A 14491-nucleotide genomic window follows, 5' to 3' on the forward strand; every position below is an offset into this window, starting at 1 on the left:
GGGGAGGAGTCGGTTTCAGCGCAGTTGCAGGCTGTCCACCACTTGGCGGAACAGCGGTAGCATCTGCTCCCGCTGGTCGGCGCGGGTGACGCCGACCGCGCGGATATAGCCGTCCGGGTTGAAGCGGATCGTCTGCGAGACCACCACCGGCTGGCCCGAGGGGATGTCGGTGGCGCGGGCCACGATCTCGTGCCAGTCGACGCCGTTCTGCCGGTAGCTCTGTGAGCGCTCGACCACGAAATCCTTCATCGTTTGGTTGGCGTAGAGCGAGGCGCGGGCGAAGCCGTCGCGCTGCTCCTGGGGCGTGGCCTGCTGCACCGCCTGGGCGATCACCAGAATCGGCTGTTCCAGGTTCGAGACCTGATCGCGCGGGCCGAGGGTCAGCAGCACGGAATTGCCCGCCAGCGCCCGGACCGGGCGGAAGCCCGCGAGATCGCCGATGCGGAAGGGCAGGGCGGCGACCTGATCGTCGAGGCTCAACGCCCCGCGGATGCGCACGCCCGTGAGCAGGCCGCGCATGGTCTCGTCGGTTTCGGCCTCGACGGCGGCCTGGGCGATGATGATGCCGGTCACTTCCTTGGCGCCGACGATCAGAAGCCACTTGCGTGCCGCCGGCATGCCCTTCCCGTCGGCCGGCGTCGGCTCGCCGGTGAACAGAACGCCCTCGGCCCCGCCATCGAGCGTCACCGGCTTGCGGCTCTGGACGACGAGGCCCTGCGTCTTGAGGTTCTCGTCGGTGAAGCTCTGCTTGAGTTCCGGATAGGCGCCGGCCGGCAGTTCGACGACGGAGAGCATCGCGCCGCCGCCGGTCCGCTCGAAGCCGGTGAAGCGCTTCGAGAGCACCATGCTCGAGGGAGGCTTGAAGCCGAAGCGGGAGCTCGGCGGGAAAACCGCATCCTCGGCGCGCGCCGAGGAGGGGAGGGACACGGCCCCCGCCAGCAAAGCCGCCGCGAGGAGGGCGGCCGCAAGCCCGCGGGAGAACAGACGCAACGGCATCACAGGTTGTCTCCGAAGAGCCCTTCTCGGGTGAGGCTCATTCGCGATGGGTCGTCTGCCGCGAATATCCTGTCAAGCGCGGCAGAACGCCGAAGCGCCCCGGGCGCCGGGCCGGGATTACCGCCCGCGCCAGCGCCGCCATTGCCGCTCGATCCAACGGGCGGACTTCTCCATCGGCACTTTGAGGCCGGGGACATCCTGAGCGAGTAGCGCGAGGCCGAGCGGCAGCATCCACAGGCCCAGAACCGGCAGGATCGAGAAGATGCCGCCGAGCATCAGCAGGATCGCGGCCACGAGCCGCACGGGAAAGCGCGCCGGCTCGCGCAGCCACCGGACCATGCGCTGCGCCCGCTCCGGAAGCTTCGCGGTGGCGCGGTCGACCCGCTCGTCCCAGTCGCGCGCCGTGACCGGCGCCGTGGGCTGCGGCTGGGTCGACCGTTCGGTCTGCGTGGCTCGGGCCTGTTCCATGAGGGGCGCGTTCTCCATCCTCTCAGAATGACGAAACCGGCCGAAAGGTTCGCGTGCGGCCGCTCACCCGGCGATGAACAGGCCGGCGATGGCCGCGCTGGTGAGGTTCGACAGCGTGCCGGCCAGGATCGCCCGCAGGCCGAACCGGGCGATCTCGGGGCGGCGCTCGGGGGCGAGGCTGGTGAAGCTCGCGAGCTGGATCGCCACCGAGGTGAGATTGGCGAAGCCGCACAGCGCGAAGCACAAGATCGCGCTCGTGCGCGGATCGAGGGTGCCCGCCTTCAGGGTCGAAGACAGGCCGGCATAGGCCAAGAATTCGTTGAAGGCGATCTTCTGGCCGATGGCGCCGCCCACGAGCGTCGCCTGCTCCCACGGCACGCCGAGCAGCCAGGCGAGCGGCGCCAGCGCGACGCCGAGGATGCCCTCGATCGAGAGGCCGGACAAGCCGAACAGGCCTCCGGTCCAGCCGATGGCGGCATTCACCAGCGCGATCAGCCCGACGAAGGCGATCAGCATCGCGCCGACCGCCACGGCGACGCCGAGACCCTTCTGGGTGCCGTCGGCGGCGGCCTCGATCAGGTTGGCCGCGCGCGCCTCGCCGAACTCCACCCGCGTCGTGACGATGCGCGTCGGCTCGGTCGAGGGCACGAGGATCTTGGCGTAGAGCAGCCCGCCGGGGATCGCCATGAAGGACGCGGCCAGCAGATACGGCATCGGCACGCCGAGCGCGGCGTAGCCGGCGAGGATCGAGCCGGCGGTGGAGGCGGCTCCGCTCGTCATCACGGCGAACAGCTCGGCCGCGGTGAGCGTCGCGAGGAAGGGGCGCAGGGCCACGGCGATCTCGCTCTGCCCGATGAAGATGGTGATGACCGCCGAGAACGATTCGATCGGCGAGGTGCCGAGCACCTTTCGCAAGCCCGCCCCGAGCACGCGCGCCAGCGCCTGCATCACGCCCAGATGGTAGAGCACGCCGATCAGGGCCGAGACGTAGAGGATCTGAGGCAGCACCCGCAGGGCGAGGATGAAGCCGGAGCCGCCGAACAGCTCGAACATCCGCGGCTCGACGAGGCCGCCGAACAGGAAGGCGGTGCCCCGGTCGCCGAAGGAGAGCACGGTGGTGACGACATCCGCGACCGCGCCGAGCGCCCGCTGCCCGAGGGGCACGAACAGCATCAGCGCGCCGATCCCGACCTGAAGCGCCAGGGCGGCCAGCACCACTCGCGGCCGGATCGCCCGTCGGTTCACGGAGAAGAGCCACGCCACCGCGAGCAGCAGGGCGAGGCTCGCGCCGGCATGGAACAACCTGTCGAGCATTCTTTTCGCACCAGGCGGGGAGGATGGAGCTTCCCGCCGGATGCGCGATCCGGGCCAGGGCGGCAAGGCCGGCCGCGGCGCCGGATCAGGCGAAGCGCCAGACCGAGGAGCGTTTGATCTCGGCATCCTCCAGCGCCCGCGTCACGGGCACCTCGTAGGTCGCGACCGGGACGAGCCGCTCGCGGGGCAGGTAGGAGCGGCCGGGATCACCGATCAGGACGGTGCGTCCGCGTCCGTGCAGATCGCCGAGCCAGCCGCCGACCGCGGCGGCGAGGTCGCGCTCGTAGAAGATGTCGGCGGCGAGCACGCAATCGGCATCGGTGCCGATCAGGTCGTGGCCCTCCGCGGTGATGCGGTCCGCCACACCGTTGGCCGCGGCGTTGAGCGGGATCGCGTGCAGCGCGAAGGGATCGAGGTCGCTCGCGATGACGTGGGCCGCGCCGGCCTTCGCCGCGGCGATGGCGACGAGGCCCGAGCCCGAGGCGAAATCGATCACCCGCCGCCCGGCCACCGTGGCGGGGTTGTCGAGGATGAAGCGGGCGAGCGCCTGCCCGCCGGCCCAGGCGAAGGCCCAGAATGGCGGCGGCAGGCCGATCGCCTCCAGCTCCTCCTCGGTCTTCTGCCACAGCGCGGTCGCCTCGTCGGCGACGTGCAGCACGATCTCGGGGGCGTGCGGAACGGTCCGCAGGGCCGTGTGCTCGCGGATGAAGCGGACGGGATCGCGAACCGGTGTCACGGGGCGAGAAGCTCCGCGTAGAGCCCCGCCACCGTCTCGGCCACGGCCGCTTCGGTGTAGCCGCCCTCGAGGATGCGCGCCCGCGCCGCCGTCCCCATCCGCGCGACGAGCGCCGGATCGGCCGCGAGCCGGCTCAGCGCGGCGGCGAGCGCCGCGGCGTCGCCCGGCGGCACGAGCAGCCCTTCGCGGCCGTCGCGCACGAGGTCGCGGCAGCCCGGTACGTCGCTGGTGAGGATGGCACGGCCGCAAGCCGCCGCCTCCAGCAGCATGCGCGGCAGACCCTCGCCGCCGCGGGAGGGCAGGGCGCCGACATGGTGGGCGGCGAAGACGCTGGCGACGTCCGCCGTCGGGCCGTGCCATGCGATGCCGTCGCGCGACCACTCCCGCAGGGTCGCCTCGGGGATCGCCCGGCGGTTCGAGGGATCGGGCGCGCCGTAGAGCGACAGCTCCACCGCCACGCCCTCGGCACGCGCCTGCCGCACCGCCTCGACCGCGACGTCGATGCCCTTCGACCACAGCATCCGCGCGACGATGGCGACCTTGAGCGGAGAGGGCGGCGGCAGGGGGCGCGGCGCGAAGGCGTCGGGATCGACGCCTGCACCGCCGACCAGGGTGACGGCGGTGTCGGACGGGTCGAGGCCGAGCGCGCGGGCGTCGTCCGGGTTCTCGAACAGGAAGCGGGTCTGCCGGCTCGCGAGCGGCCCGCGGATCAAGCCCTTCAGCGCCAGCCGGGACAGCCGCCCGGTCGCGTCCGCGCGGGCGCCGAGCAGGCCGAGACCGGTCAACGCGAAGACCCGGCGCGGGATGCCCGCCATCGCCGCCGCCGTGCCACCGACGAGGATGCCGCGCAGCGCGATGCAATGGACGATGTCGGCCTTGAGCGCCTTCAGGATGCCCGAGAGCTGCCCCGCGGCGTAGCCGGCCTCCATCGGGTTCAGGCTGGAGCGCTCCGCTTCGAGCGGCACCACCCGGATGCCGGCCGCTTCGATCACGGCGCGGTGCGCGCGCACCCGCGTCACCACCGCGACCGAGAGTCCCATCTCGAGGGCGGCGTGGGCCATCGGCAGGAAATGCGAGGCGAAGAACCAGTCCTCCGTGACGACGAAGACGAGGTTTTTGCCGGCGTAGGGGGAGGCTAAGGCAGTCATCGTGCCTGGCCATAGCACGGGGGATGCTCCGGAACAGCGCAGGCTTCCGCCCGGTTGTCGCCCCACGGATACGGGAGGGCGTGATGCTGTCGGAGGAGGCCGGAGCCGGCGTGGTCGATCCCCGCGAGGCCGCGCGGGATGCGGGCCTGCGCTACGTGGACGATTCGAAGCCCGGCCTGCGGCGCAAGCGCAACGGCAAGGGCTTCCGCTACATCGACCCGAAAGGCGCGGCGGTGAGCGATCCGAAAGAAGTCGCCCGGCTGAAAAGCCTCGCGATCCCGCCGGCCTACACGGATGTGTGGATCTGCCCGCACCCCAACGGCCATATCCAGGCGACCGGGCGCGACGAGAAGGGGCGCAAGCAGTACCGCTACCATCCCCGCTTCCGCGAGGCGCGGGAGGCCTCGAAGTTCCACCGCATCATGGCCTTCGCCGAGGCGCTGCCGGGCATCCGCGCGCGGATCGACGCCGATATGGGCAAGCGCGGCCTGCCGCGGGAAAAGGTGCTCGCCACCGTGGTCCACCTGCTGGAGACCACGCTGATCCGCGTCGGCAACGACGATTACGCCCGCTCCAACAAGAGCTACGGCCTCACCACCCTGCGCGATCCGCACGTGAAGATCGCCGGCTCCGAGATGCGCTTCCGCTTCAAGGGCAAGAGCGGCAAGGAATGGTCGGTCTCGGTGCGCGACCGGCGCGTCGCCAAGATCGTCAAGGCCTGCCAGGACTTGCCTGGCCAGGAGCTGTTTCAGTATCTCGACGACGAGGGCGAGCGGCGCGACGTCACCTCCTCCGACGTGAACGCGTATCTCCGCGAGATCACGGGCGAGGATTTCACGGCAAAGGATTTCCGCACCTGGGCCGGCACCGTGCTCGCCGCCCTGGCGCTGCGGGAGTTTGAGGCGTTCGACAACGCGGCCAAGGCCAAGAAGAACCTTCGCGCGGCGATCGAGTCGGTCGCCGGGCGGCTCGGCAACACGCCGACCATCTGCCGCAAGTGCTACATCCACCCGCAGATCCTCGACTGCTACCTCGAAGGCGGAATGCTGCTGCAGGTGAAGGAGGCGGTCGAGGGTGAACTCAAGAACGGCCTCGATGCCCTGCGCCCGGAGGAGGCGGCGGTGCTGAGCCTGCTGCGGGGGCGGCTGGAGCGGGCGACGAAGGCCGCTGGGGCCGATCCCGGCGGCACGGCGAAGATCGCGCCGCCGCGCCAGACCGGAGGCCGCAAGGCGAAGCCGACCGGCACGAAGCGCACCTCCGGCGGTCGCCGGGCGGCATGAGCCGCCCTCACGTCCGTCGGCGATGATGACGAGCCGCCGCGTCGATTGCCTGAGCTGCGGCGGCGTCGGCGCAACGCACGGAACGCGACCCGCGGGCGGGCTTCCTCCAGCCTGACGGCGTGCAGCTCGGTGGACTGCGCGTCCGATCACGCCCCGCTTTGGACGATGGCGCCGTACCAGCCGAGCCCACGATAGCTCTCGTAGCCCGGCGTCCGATGGAACGCCGTCACGGCGCCGGTTCGGGGATCGCGGACGAGACCGCTGTCCCGCCCGTTCAGGTCCGCGGCGAGCGTTTCGGTGAGGATGCCCTTGCCGTCGGAGGCAGCCAGGATGCGGCGTTGCGCGTCCACCAGAAGCACGCGGGTGCGCCCCCGATCCTCCCGCGCGATCCGCACGCCCTCGACGATGGCCTTCGCCTGGGATTCCCAATCGAAGTGGATGGCCAGGACGCCACAGGCCGGTCCGCCGCCCGTCCCGTAGATGCCGGCGGCGTAGGTCGCGACCTGCGCGCCGCCGAGCTGTGCCTCGCAGCGGACGTTGCCGGGAACGTAGTCGTCGCCGCTCGCAAGGCGGATCGCGTCCCGGAACCACATCTCTCCCGCGACGCTGCGCCCGCGAATGCCGGGGTAGCGGTCGGGCCGGCCGTTGGCGAGCACGGTCCCGTCGCGGCCGCACAGCCAGAGATCGAGGTAGACGGTATAAGCCGAGAGGATCACCCCGAGCCGCTGCGTCGCATGGTCGGCCACCCCGTTCTCGATCGGCCGGGCGGCGCAGGCGACCACGGCCGCGTCGGTGGCCCACCAGCGCACGTCGCAGGTCCGTTCGTAGAGGTTCCGGTCGATCAGTTCGATGGCGTTGAGGGAGAGATCGATCAAGCGCTCGCCCTGCGCCCTGGCCGTCATCGCATCGACGCCCTGCTGCAATTCGGCGATCCGCGTCGTCAGTCCGGTCTCGAGTTCCTGCGCCAGCGCCTCGATCTCGGCACCGATGCCGCGCACCTCCTGCGCCACCACCGAGAAACCGCGCCCGTGCTCCCCGGCACGGGCCGCCTCGATCAGGGCGTTGAGAGCCAGCATCTTCGCCTGGGCGGTGATCTGCCGGATGCGTCCGACCCGATCCCCGGCGATTCGTCCGACTTCGCGGGTCATGTCCGCGATGGTCGTCGGCCCCCTCGCCGGCTGCTGCGTCATCGCTTCCGGGAACGGGGAGAGAACTGATGCTGGTGCCGCCATGGCGATGACCCGGTCTGCGTGTGGGTCATTCTTCCAATTTTTGAGATTAACATAGATCTAAGATGAGATAGTGCCGATGGCGAAAGCGTAACATCGGGAAGAAGGCAAATCCGAAAGTCGGGTCGATCCGGATCCCGCGACGCCGCCGAGGGCCCGTCGCCCAGTGCCGCCGCGACGCCCCGCAATCGCCGGCCGCCGCGAACCACCGTTCAAAAATCCGGTTGAGCAAGAGATCGCCGTGGCTCACCGTGCCGCACGATCCCCGCCGCTGCGTTCGGATCGCGGCCGCTCGACGGTCAGGAAGGTGAAGCGATGGAACTCGACGCCCTGATGCTCTCGCGCATCCAGTTCGGCTTCACGATGGCCTTCCACATCATCTTTCCGGCCTTCACCATCGGCCTCGCCGCCTTCCTCGTGCGGCTGGAGGCGCAGTGGCTGTGGACGCGCAACCCGATGTATCGGGTGCTCTATCGCTTCTGGGTGAAGGCCTTCGCGGTCTCCTTCGGCCTCGGCGTCGTCTCAGGGATCGTGATGAGCTACCAGCTCGGCACGAACTGGTCCGTCTACTCCGATTTCACCGGCAACGTACTGGGACCGCTGATCCAGTACGAGGTCATCACCGCCTTCTTCCTTGAGGCGGGTTTCCTCGGGATCATGCTGTTCGGCTGGGACCGGGTCGGCGACCGGCTGCACTTCCTGTCGACCTGCATGGTCTCGCTCGGCACGCTGATCTCGGCCTTCTGGATCCTCTCGGCCAATTCCTGGATGCAGACGCCGGCCGGCTTCACCATCGAGAACGGCCGGGCGGTCGCCACCGACTGGTGGCAGGTGATCTTCAATCCGAGCTTCCCGATCCGCTACGCGCACATGGTGCTCGGCTGCTTCCTCACGACCGCCTTCGCGGTGGCCGGCATGGCCGCCTGGATGATCCTGCGGGCCCGCAAGGAGCCGCCGGAGAAGGTGCAGGGAGCCCGGGTCTCGCTGTCGATGGCGATGTGGTTCGCGGTGATCTTCACGCCGATCCAGATCTTCGTCGGCGATTCGCATGGTCTGGCGGTACTGAAGCATCAGCCGACCAAGCTCGCGGCGATCGAGGCGAACTGGGACCGGCAGGCCAACATGCCGCTGCTGCTGTTCGCCATCCCGAACATGGAGGCCGAGCGCAACGACTTCGAGATCGGCATCCCGAAGCTCGGCTCCTTCATCCTCACCCACGACTTCTCCGGCGTGGTGCCGGGCCTCAAGGATGTCACGCCCGACAAGCGCCCGCCGGTCTGGCCCGTCTTCTATTCCTTCCGCATCATGGTCGCGATCGGCATGGCGATGCTGCTTTTGAGCCTGTGGAGCCTGTGGCTGCGACGGAAGGGGACGCTGTTCACGAACCGCGCCTTCCTCACCTGCGCCATGCTGATGACGCCGTCGGGGTTCGGTGCGGTGATCTTCGGCTGGTTCACCGCCGAGATCGGGCGGCAGCCCTACATCGTCTACGGTCTGCTCAAGACGGCGGACGCCCATTCCCCGCTCACCGCCCAGGCCGTGACGACCTCGCTCATCGCCTTCATCGTCGCCTACGCGATCATCTTCGGCTTCGGCAGCTACTACCTCGCCAAGCTTCTGCGCAAAGGTCCCGAGCCGTTCGAGCCCTCGGTGCCGGGTGATCATGTCGGTCGCAAGCCCAAGCGGCCGCTCTCGGCGCTGGACGAGCAACTGGAGGCCCGCGCGACCTGACGCCTTTAGGGAGGCGCGCGGCTCGGCGCGCGAGCCTCAGACTCGGGCGGAGAGCGGTGTATGGCGGGCCGGGCTGCGCGGCGTCTCGGCGTCGAGGACCGGGGCGAGGCCGAGCTGGCGGGCGAGCTTGACGAGATCCTTCAGGCGGCCGGTCTGCGTCTTGCGGCGCAGGTTCAGCCGGTGGGTCTCGACCGTCCGCACGCTCAGGGAGAGCCGGCGGGCGACCTCCTTGTTGCTGAAGCCGGCGCTGAGGAAGCGCAGAACCTCCGCCTCGCGGGGCGTGAGGCCGATGCCCAGGTCGTCGTCCGCGGAACGGGCGGCCGACGGCGCGGGCGAAACCCCGTTCGCGAGGGCGAGCACGCTGGCGCAGACCTCCTCGGCCGGTGTGCCCGCGCCGATGAAGGCGTCGGCTCCCGCCGCGATCAGCCGGTTCATCGCCGGGGCGTCGAGGGTTCGGAACACCGCCAGCACCCGCAGCCAGGGCCGGCCTTCGCGCAAGGTCGCGATCCGGAGGCAGCCCGCTCCCGCGCCGGCGCCGTCCACCGGGACCAGCGCCACGACCGGCACCGGACCGCCCCGGACGAGTTCGTCCTCCCCGATCGTGCGCAGGGCCGGCGCGTGCTCCAGCCCGGCCCGCAGCCGGTCGTCCAGTCCGGCCGCCTCATCGACGATCAACAACGCGACGGCCCTGCTGGCGGTGTGGCCGGCGGTATGACTGACGGCTTGACTCATGCCGCTCCCCTCTCGTCCCGCCGCAGAACGGTGCGGCTCGTGCGGAGAAGAAAGAACAAGAGTCGTTCCAGCGGCTTAGGGGTGATTCAGGCGCCAAAATGACCCCGCGCGGAGCCGTCCGGCAGCCGCTGTCCCGCTTCGAGACGAGCGGGGGCGGAAAGCGGAGGCGGGAGATGACCGAAAACAGGCCGCTTCCCGCTTCGGCGCGGTGGCGGACCCACTTGCGGCGCGCGTGACCGTCGCCGGGTCAGGCCGTCCGGGAGAGGATGAGGTCGGTCATCGCCGAGACCACGCGATTGCGACCCGTGGTCTTGGCCTCGTACAGGGCGATATCCGCCCGTTTCAGAAGGCCGTCGATGGTCTCGCCCTCGGACCACGCGCTGACGCCGAAGCTGCAGGTGAGGCGCACGGGGCCCTTGGGCGAACGGATGCGCAGGTCGGACGCCTTCAGGCGCAGGCGCGATGCGACGGCCTCGGCCTCGGTGAGGCGCAGCCCGGGAAGCACCACCGCGAACTCCTCGCCGCCCAGACGCCCGGAAATGCCTTCCGCCTCGAGCAGCCCGGCCACCGCCTTGATCGCCGCGTCGCCGACATCGTGCCCGTGCTCGTCGTTGATGCGCTTGAAGTGGTCGATGTCGAGGAGGACGGCGCAGAGATGTCCGAACGCGCCGGTCTTGTTGGCGGCCTCCCGCGTGTGGAGCAGGAACGCGCGGCGGTTGAGCAGGCCGGTGAGCGGATCGGTCTCGGCGAGCCGGATCAGGTCGCCCTGAAGCGTGGTGAGGCGCTCGGCGGCCCGCAGGCGCGCCTGCAATTCCTCGGCGCCCGGCGGCTTGTCGATGAAGTCGTCGGCGCCGCTGTCCAGCGCCTCGGCGAGGTTGCGGGCGTTGCGGGCCGAGGACATGGCGATGATCGAGAGCGGGCGGCTCGACTCGGCCAGCAGGCGGGCCGACCAGCACAGTTCCAACCCGCTCAGCGGCCGGACCTCCAGGCTGGTGATCAGGGCGCGGACCGCGGGATTTTCGGTGACGTAGGCAAGCGCCTCGGCGGAATCGATGAATTGCGACACGACATGTCCGCGCGGTTCGAGCATGCCCGCCACGATTCGCAGGACGACGCGGCTCGAATCCACGATGACGATGTGCACGGCGCTGGCCCCCTTGAACGAGGGAGATTGTGCACAAGACAAGTTAAGAGTGCCTCACACAACTCCCGGCCACCGACCGTTCTCGCTCCGGCGAGGACAGCGCAGCGGGCGTTTCGTGAGAGACACGAAGGGTCGTCGAAGGCAGCGCTGCCGCGCGCGTGGCGCCGGCAGGGCCCCACTATCCCCCATCGGGATTACCGCGTGCGGGCCGGCACCCGGACCGAAACCACCTGCGCGCCGCCCACTGCGCCCTCGGATCGCGGGCCCGGATCGGTCCAGATCCCCTTGGAGTCTTTCGTGAGGACGCGGGCACTCGGCCGACGGATCGCGGGACGGCTCCTGACCGAGCCTTGTCGCTCGATCACGGTGAGCGTCGGGCGCGCGACCGGCGCGTCCCGGATGCCCGCCACCGTGGGGACGCCGTAGGTGCCGTAGCCCCAGGCCGGCGGTACGATCCGGCTCGTGCTGGGAAGCCGGGTGAACGGCGCGCCGAGATAGGCACCCTCGACCACCGGGCCGGCAAAGCGGTACCCGCCATCGCTATATCCGTAGGCATAGCCATACGGGTCGGCGGAAGCCCCCGAAGCGGTGCCGAGCACGAGCAGGGTGGCAAGGCCGGCGGCGCGGACGAGGGCGGGACGTAGGGTGCGGCGCATGGATCGAGACTTCTCCGGTGGCGCAGGCCGAGGCGCGCGATTCACGACGCGAGTCACGGTATGAAAGCGGCCGCACCCATGCTCGTTCCCCCGACCCCCGTCCCGCCAGCCGATGCAGAGTACTGATACGGTCTCCGCTTGGTCAGAGCGGGGAGCGGATCAGCCAGCCCGCGCGGCGCCCGAGGAGGGATCCCGCCACGGCCACATCCGGCATCCTGAAGGAGGCATCCGGATTTGGTATGAGGCGGGTGGCGGTTCTGCCGCGCGAGTGCGCTCAGCGACAGATCGTGACGCGACGAACGATCCAGCCTTCCCCCTCGATCCACAGGCGACGGCGCTGCTTGTTGCAATTGGCGCTGTCCTCCTCGCTGTCCGCGGCCACGGACGTCTGGGAGACCTGCGTGGCCTCCGCGATTTGCGTGGTGCTGCGGCTGGCGGCCGGGGCGGCGAGGGCCGGGGGCGCGGACAAGCCGATCAGAACGAGGCCGGCGAAGGCGGCCGCGGCGGAGGAATGCGCGATCATGATATCCTGCCCGCGCGCCGTGGCGGGCGCGCTTCAACGGTTCAGTTGGTGCGGCCGGTGGTCCGCCTTGCAGGCGCCACGGCATCTTGCATCAACAATCCCCAACGTGGCCGTTGGGTTTCGCGCCAATTTCGAGAAAGCGGCGAAAATTTGTCTACCATCCGCGGTCAGACCGCGGCGCGGCGGCGCGATTTTGCCGTCTCAAGCCCGATGCTTGCGAAGACGGGGCAAAGAGTTGTACTGGCACGCGAGGCGAAGAACGCCGTTTGGTCGTCGGAAAATGATCTGATCTTCTTGTTAGGAACGTTTCTAAGCTGAGATTTGCATCAGAATATTACGATGGCGTGACAAGTATTGGCGGCGCTGTGTGGAGTGGCGCTGCGGTTGAGGAAGACAATCCGCCGGGACGTGCGTCAAGCGGATCGAAACGGGAGCAATCGGATGGCGGACGGATCGACGTTCGTGCAGGCTTTCATCATCCTGTTCCGCGAGGGACTGGAAGCTCTGCTGGTGATCGCGGCGCTCGCCGCCTTCCTTCGCCGCGCGAATGCGGCGGAGCGGATCGCACCGGTCTATATGGGCGCGCTCGCCGCCGTCGCCGCCAGCGCGGTCATGGCTTGGGTGTTCGCGACCTTCTACGACGGCAACCACAGCGACCTGTTCGAGGCCGGCGTGATGCTCGCGGCGGCGGTGCTGCTGTTCTACATGAGCGGCTGGATGTTCGTTCGCCAGGACCCGAAGGCGTGGCAGGCCGATCTCAACCGGCTCGCCGAGCGGGCGCTGGGCGCGGGCACCGTGCTGTCGCTGGCCGGCATCGCCTTCCTCGCGGTGTTCCGCGAGGGTGCTGAGACGATCCTGTTCGTCCACGCCCTGGCCAAGACAGCCAACGGCTTCGACGCCTCGCTCCTGAGCGGGCTGGCCGCGGCGGCGGTGGCGTTGGTGGCGATGTTCGTGGCGATGCAGTGGCTGGCCCTGCGCCTGCCGCTGCGCCCGATGTTCATCGTGACCTCGGCCTTCCTGTTCTTCATGGGCCTGCGGATGGTCGGCGAGGCGTTCCAGGAGCTTCAGGAGCAGGCGCTGATCCCCTTCACCACCGAGGGCGTGCCCGCCTTCGTTTCCGATTGGGGCCTGAGCAACGGAAGCTGGGAGGCGCTCGGCACCCAGCTCGTGATCCTGACCGTGGCCGTGGCGGCTGCTCTCGTCAGCCTCCTGCGCAAGGGAAACGATAAGACGGCCAGCGAGGGCCGGCCGGTCTCGGCGGCCTCCTGATCCGCGAGCCGGCGCCCCTGTCCGAGGTGGGCGCCGGCCGCCGCCGCCGATCGACGCGACGCGTCGGGGACTGGTCGCGTCAGGACTCGGGCCGTATCCCGTCGAACAGGTAGACCACGGGCTCGAAGGCCCGTGCCTCCGCCTCGATGATCTGCGAAAGGATCGTCCACGATCCCGCCCGCGAGCCCGGCGCCGATGAGCGGGAAAGCGACCGCCTCGAATCCGTCCCTGCGGGCGCGCGCATCGATGGCGCGCAGGACCGTCCGCACCGCCTCGTCATCGACGGAGACGCGTCCCTTCGCCCGCCCATCGTCGCGCTGCGTCACCGCGTTGACGATGAGGCGCCCGTCGGCGGCGCGGACCCAGGTCGCGCTGCCGAGCGGCAGGCCCGCTTCCGGATCGTTCGAGCTCTCGAAGGCCGCGCGGTAGGCGCAAAAAGCCTCCGGGCAGCGCCGCTTGACCTGCCGCGCGAGGCCGGCACCCATCTTGCCGAAGGCGTCGCAGTCGTGGACGAGGACGCGTTCCGGCCCGGCAAAGATGTCACCCTCGCGGTCACGGATCTTCACGCAACGCCCTCACCCCTTCAGTCGGGACTTGATCCGGTAGGTCAGGCCGTCACGCACGTCGCGGTAGCCGTCGAGGCGCTGCTCGCGGGTGCCGTCCTGCACCAGGGTCGGGTCCGGCGTCGGCCAGTACTCGACATCCGCCGCCAGGGTGTGCGTCAGTTCGAGCGCCCGGTGGTGGGCCTCCGGCGACAGGGTGATGATCAGGTCGAAGTTCAGCCCTTCCCAATCCTCGAGCTGCTCGATGGTCCGCGGCTTGTGGCGGGCAGCGTCGATGCCGATCTCGTCGAGCGCCGCGATCATGAACGGGTCGCTCGGCTCACCCGAGCGCACGCCGGCCGACTGCACGTAGGTGGACTTGCCAAAATAGTGGCGCGCGATCGCCTCCGCCGCCAGCGAGCGCACCGCGTTGAAATTGCACATAAACAGGACCGACTGGACCCGCTGCTTCTTCGGCCCGGTCCCCGGGATGGCGTCGTCCGTCATGCCCTGCCTGAGAGCAGGGTTCCGAGGGAAGGGCGCCGGCCGGTCGGAAAAGTCGATGCAGACACCGTGCCCTCTCGCGAAGCGCCCCCGTCCTCTCGCGCCGATGCACCACGGATCGGGCGTTTCGTGACGTGCTCGTGCACACGCTGATATAGGACCGCCCCGGACTTCCCGAAAGCGCATCGTTTTGCCGGGCGCATCCCTGTCTCGGCAGGA

15 protein-coding genes and 1 pseudogene are annotated in these 14491 nt (G+C 69.7%); 4 read left to right on the forward strand and 12 right to left on the reverse strand.

Features of this window, described 5'->3' with window-relative positions; translation table 11 throughout:
• Positions 1-15 precede the first annotated feature (15 nt).
• From LPC10_RS10020 to LPC10_RS10040, 5 genes are all read right to left on the reverse strand, one after another.
• Positions 16-996 (reverse strand): hypothetical protein, encoded by a 981-nt coding sequence (locus LPC10_RS10020; RefSeq protein WP_231346541.1) that lies wholly within the window; start codon positions 994-996, stop codon positions 16-18.
• Between the two features lie 117 nt (positions 997-1113).
• Positions 1114-1464, reverse strand: coding sequence for a hypothetical protein (locus tag LPC10_RS10025; RefSeq protein ID WP_231346542.1), 351 nt, complete (start codon positions 1462-1464; stop codon positions 1114-1116).
• A gap of 63 nt (positions 1465-1527) precedes the next feature.
• The gene (locus LPC10_RS10030) at positions 1528-2778 is read right to left on the reverse strand and encodes a NupC/NupG family nucleoside CNT transporter (RefSeq protein ID WP_231346543.1); all 1251 of its coding nucleotides are present in this window, start codon (positions 2776-2778) and stop codon (positions 1528-1530) included.
• 85 nt (positions 2779-2863) lie between these two features.
• Positions 2864-3514 carry a methyltransferase gene (locus tag LPC10_RS10035; protein ID WP_231346544.1) on the reverse strand — a complete coding sequence of 217 codons (651 nt, stop codon included), beginning with the start codon at positions 3512-3514 and terminating at the stop codon, positions 2864-2866.
• Positions 3511-4662 (reverse strand): glycosyltransferase family 4 protein, encoded by a 1152-nt coding sequence (locus tag LPC10_RS10040; RefSeq protein WP_231346545.1) that lies wholly within the window; start codon positions 4660-4662, stop codon positions 3511-3513. Before LPC10_RS10040 ends, LPC10_RS10035 begins: the two co-directional genes overlap by 4 nt.
• An 83-nt stretch (positions 4663-4745) precedes the next feature.
• On the opposite strand from LPC10_RS10040, the gene LPC10_RS10045 reads away from it, so the two are divergent.
• Positions 4746-5942 carry a DNA topoisomerase IB gene (locus LPC10_RS10045; protein ID WP_231346546.1) on the forward strand — a complete coding sequence of 399 codons (1197 nt, stop codon included), beginning with the start codon at positions 4746-4748 and terminating at the stop codon, positions 5940-5942.
• Positions 5943-6088: 146 nt separating this feature from the next.
• Here the strand turns inward: LPC10_RS10045 and LPC10_RS10050 are convergent, their stop codons facing one another.
• Positions 6089-7132, reverse strand: coding sequence for a methyl-accepting chemotaxis protein (locus tag LPC10_RS10050; protein WP_305080634.1), 1044 nt, complete (start codon positions 7130-7132; stop codon positions 6089-6091).
• A gap of 354 nt (positions 7133-7486) precedes the next feature.
• On the opposite strand from LPC10_RS10050, the gene LPC10_RS10055 reads away from it, so the two are divergent.
• Positions 7487-8902, forward strand: coding sequence for a cytochrome ubiquinol oxidase subunit I (locus tag LPC10_RS10055; RefSeq protein ID WP_231346547.1), 1416 nt, complete (start codon positions 7487-7489; stop codon positions 8900-8902).
• Positions 8903-8938: 36 nt separating this feature from the next.
• On the opposite strand, the gene LPC10_RS10060 is transcribed toward LPC10_RS10055, so the two are convergent.
• The 4 genes from LPC10_RS10060 to LPC10_RS10075 form a co-directional block, all read right to left on the reverse strand.
• Positions 8939-9634, reverse strand: coding sequence for a response regulator transcription factor (locus LPC10_RS10060; RefSeq protein WP_231346548.1), 696 nt, complete (start codon positions 9632-9634; stop codon positions 8939-8941).
• A gap of 247 nt (positions 9635-9881) precedes the next feature.
• On the reverse strand, positions 9882-10778 hold the full coding sequence (locus LPC10_RS10065) for a diguanylate cyclase (RefSeq protein WP_231346549.1): 897 nt from the start codon (positions 10776-10778) through the stop codon (positions 9882-9884).
• A 194-nt stretch (positions 10779-10972) separates the two neighbouring features.
• A complete protein-coding gene (locus LPC10_RS10070) occupies positions 10973-11434 on the reverse strand; it encodes a hypothetical protein (RefSeq protein ID WP_231346550.1) in 462 nt (153 codons plus the stop codon).
• A 274-nt stretch (positions 11435-11708) separates the two neighbouring features.
• Positions 11709-11957: a hypothetical protein gene (locus LPC10_RS10075; RefSeq protein ID WP_231346551.1), complete on the reverse strand. Its 249-nt coding sequence runs from the start codon at positions 11955-11957 to the stop codon at positions 11709-11711.
• Between LPC10_RS10075 and LPC10_RS10080 the strand changes: the two genes are divergently transcribed.
• Together LPC10_RS10080 and LPC10_RS10085 are read left to right on the forward strand one after the other, a co-directional pair.
• Positions 11946-12275 (forward strand): hypothetical protein, encoded by a 330-nt coding sequence (locus tag LPC10_RS10080; RefSeq protein ID WP_231346552.1) that lies wholly within the window; start codon positions 11946-11948, stop codon positions 12273-12275. The two genes, LPC10_RS10075 and LPC10_RS10080, sit on opposite strands and share 12 nt — an antisense overlap.
• Before the next feature lie 123 nt (positions 12276-12398).
• Positions 12399-13226 carry an FTR1 family protein gene (locus LPC10_RS10085; protein ID WP_231346553.1) on the forward strand — a complete coding sequence of 276 codons (828 nt, stop codon included), beginning with the start codon at positions 12399-12401 and terminating at the stop codon, positions 13224-13226.
• Between the two features lie 236 nt (positions 13227-13462).
• Here LPC10_RS10085 and LPC10_RS10090 read toward each other — a convergent pair.
• Together LPC10_RS10090 and LPC10_RS10095 are read right to left on the reverse strand one after the other, a co-directional pair.
• A pseudogene (locus LPC10_RS10090) lies at positions 13463-13711 on the reverse strand (hypothetical protein); the annotation flags it as partial.
• Positions 13712-13801: 90 nt separating this feature from the next.
• Complete coding sequence (locus tag LPC10_RS10095) at positions 13802-14275, reverse strand: low molecular weight phosphatase family protein (protein ID WP_231346554.1); 474 nt, start codon at positions 14273-14275, stop codon at positions 13802-13804.
• Positions 14276-14491 lie beyond the last annotated feature (216 nt).

Origin of the sequence: Methylorubrum sp. B1-46 (assembly GCF_021117295.1) — a bacterium.
Classification (GTDB): Bacteria; Pseudomonadota; Alphaproteobacteria; order Rhizobiales; family Beijerinckiaceae; genus Methylobacterium.

Excerpts from the sequence above, each read along its gene's own strand:
- LPC10_RS10075 (WP_231346551.1), bottom strand. The coding sequence starts at position 11,957 with ATGATCGCGCATTCCTCCGCCGCGGCCGCCTTCGCCGGCCTCGTTCTG.
- LPC10_RS10070 (WP_231346550.1), bottom strand. The coding sequence starts at position 11,434 with ATGCGCCGCACCCTACGTCCCGCCCTCGTCCGCGCCGCCGGCCTTGCC.
- LPC10_RS10080 (WP_231346552.1), top strand. The coding sequence starts at position 11,946 with ATGCGCGATCATGATATCCTGCCCGCGCGCCGTGGCGGGCGCGCTTCA.
- LPC10_RS10095 (WP_231346554.1), bottom strand. The coding sequence starts at position 14,275 with ATGACGGACGACGCCATCCCGGGGACCGGGCCGAAGAAGCAGCGGGTC.
- LPC10_RS10055 (WP_231346547.1), top strand. The coding sequence starts at position 7,487 with ATGGAACTCGACGCCCTGATGCTCTCGCGCATCCAGTTCGGCTTCACG.
- LPC10_RS10025 (WP_231346542.1), bottom strand. The coding sequence starts at position 1,464 with ATGGAACAGGCCCGAGCCACGCAGACCGAACGGTCGACCCAGCCGCAG.
- LPC10_RS10060 (WP_231346548.1), bottom strand. The coding sequence starts at position 9,634 with ATGAGTCAAGCCGTCAGTCATACCGCCGGCCACACCGCCAGCAGGGCC.
- LPC10_RS10040 (WP_231346545.1), bottom strand. The coding sequence starts at position 4,662 with ATGACTGCCTTAGCCTCCCCCTACGCCGGCAAAAACCTCGTCTTCGTC.
- LPC10_RS10030 (WP_231346543.1), bottom strand. The coding sequence starts at position 2,778 with ATGCTCGACAGGTTGTTCCATGCCGGCGCGAGCCTCGCCCTGCTGCTC.
- LPC10_RS10045 (WP_231346546.1), top strand. The coding sequence starts at position 4,746 with ATGCTGTCGGAGGAGGCCGGAGCCGGCGTGGTCGATCCCCGCGAGGCC.
- LPC10_RS10050 (WP_305080634.1), bottom strand. The coding sequence starts at position 7,132 with ATGACGCAGCAGCCGGCGAGGGGGCCGACGACCATCGCGGACATGACC.
- LPC10_RS10020 (WP_231346541.1), bottom strand. The coding sequence starts at position 996 with ATGCCGTTGCGTCTGTTCTCCCGCGGGCTTGCGGCCGCCCTCCTCGCG.
- LPC10_RS10085 (WP_231346553.1), top strand. The coding sequence starts at position 12,399 with ATGGCGGACGGATCGACGTTCGTGCAGGCTTTCATCATCCTGTTCCGC.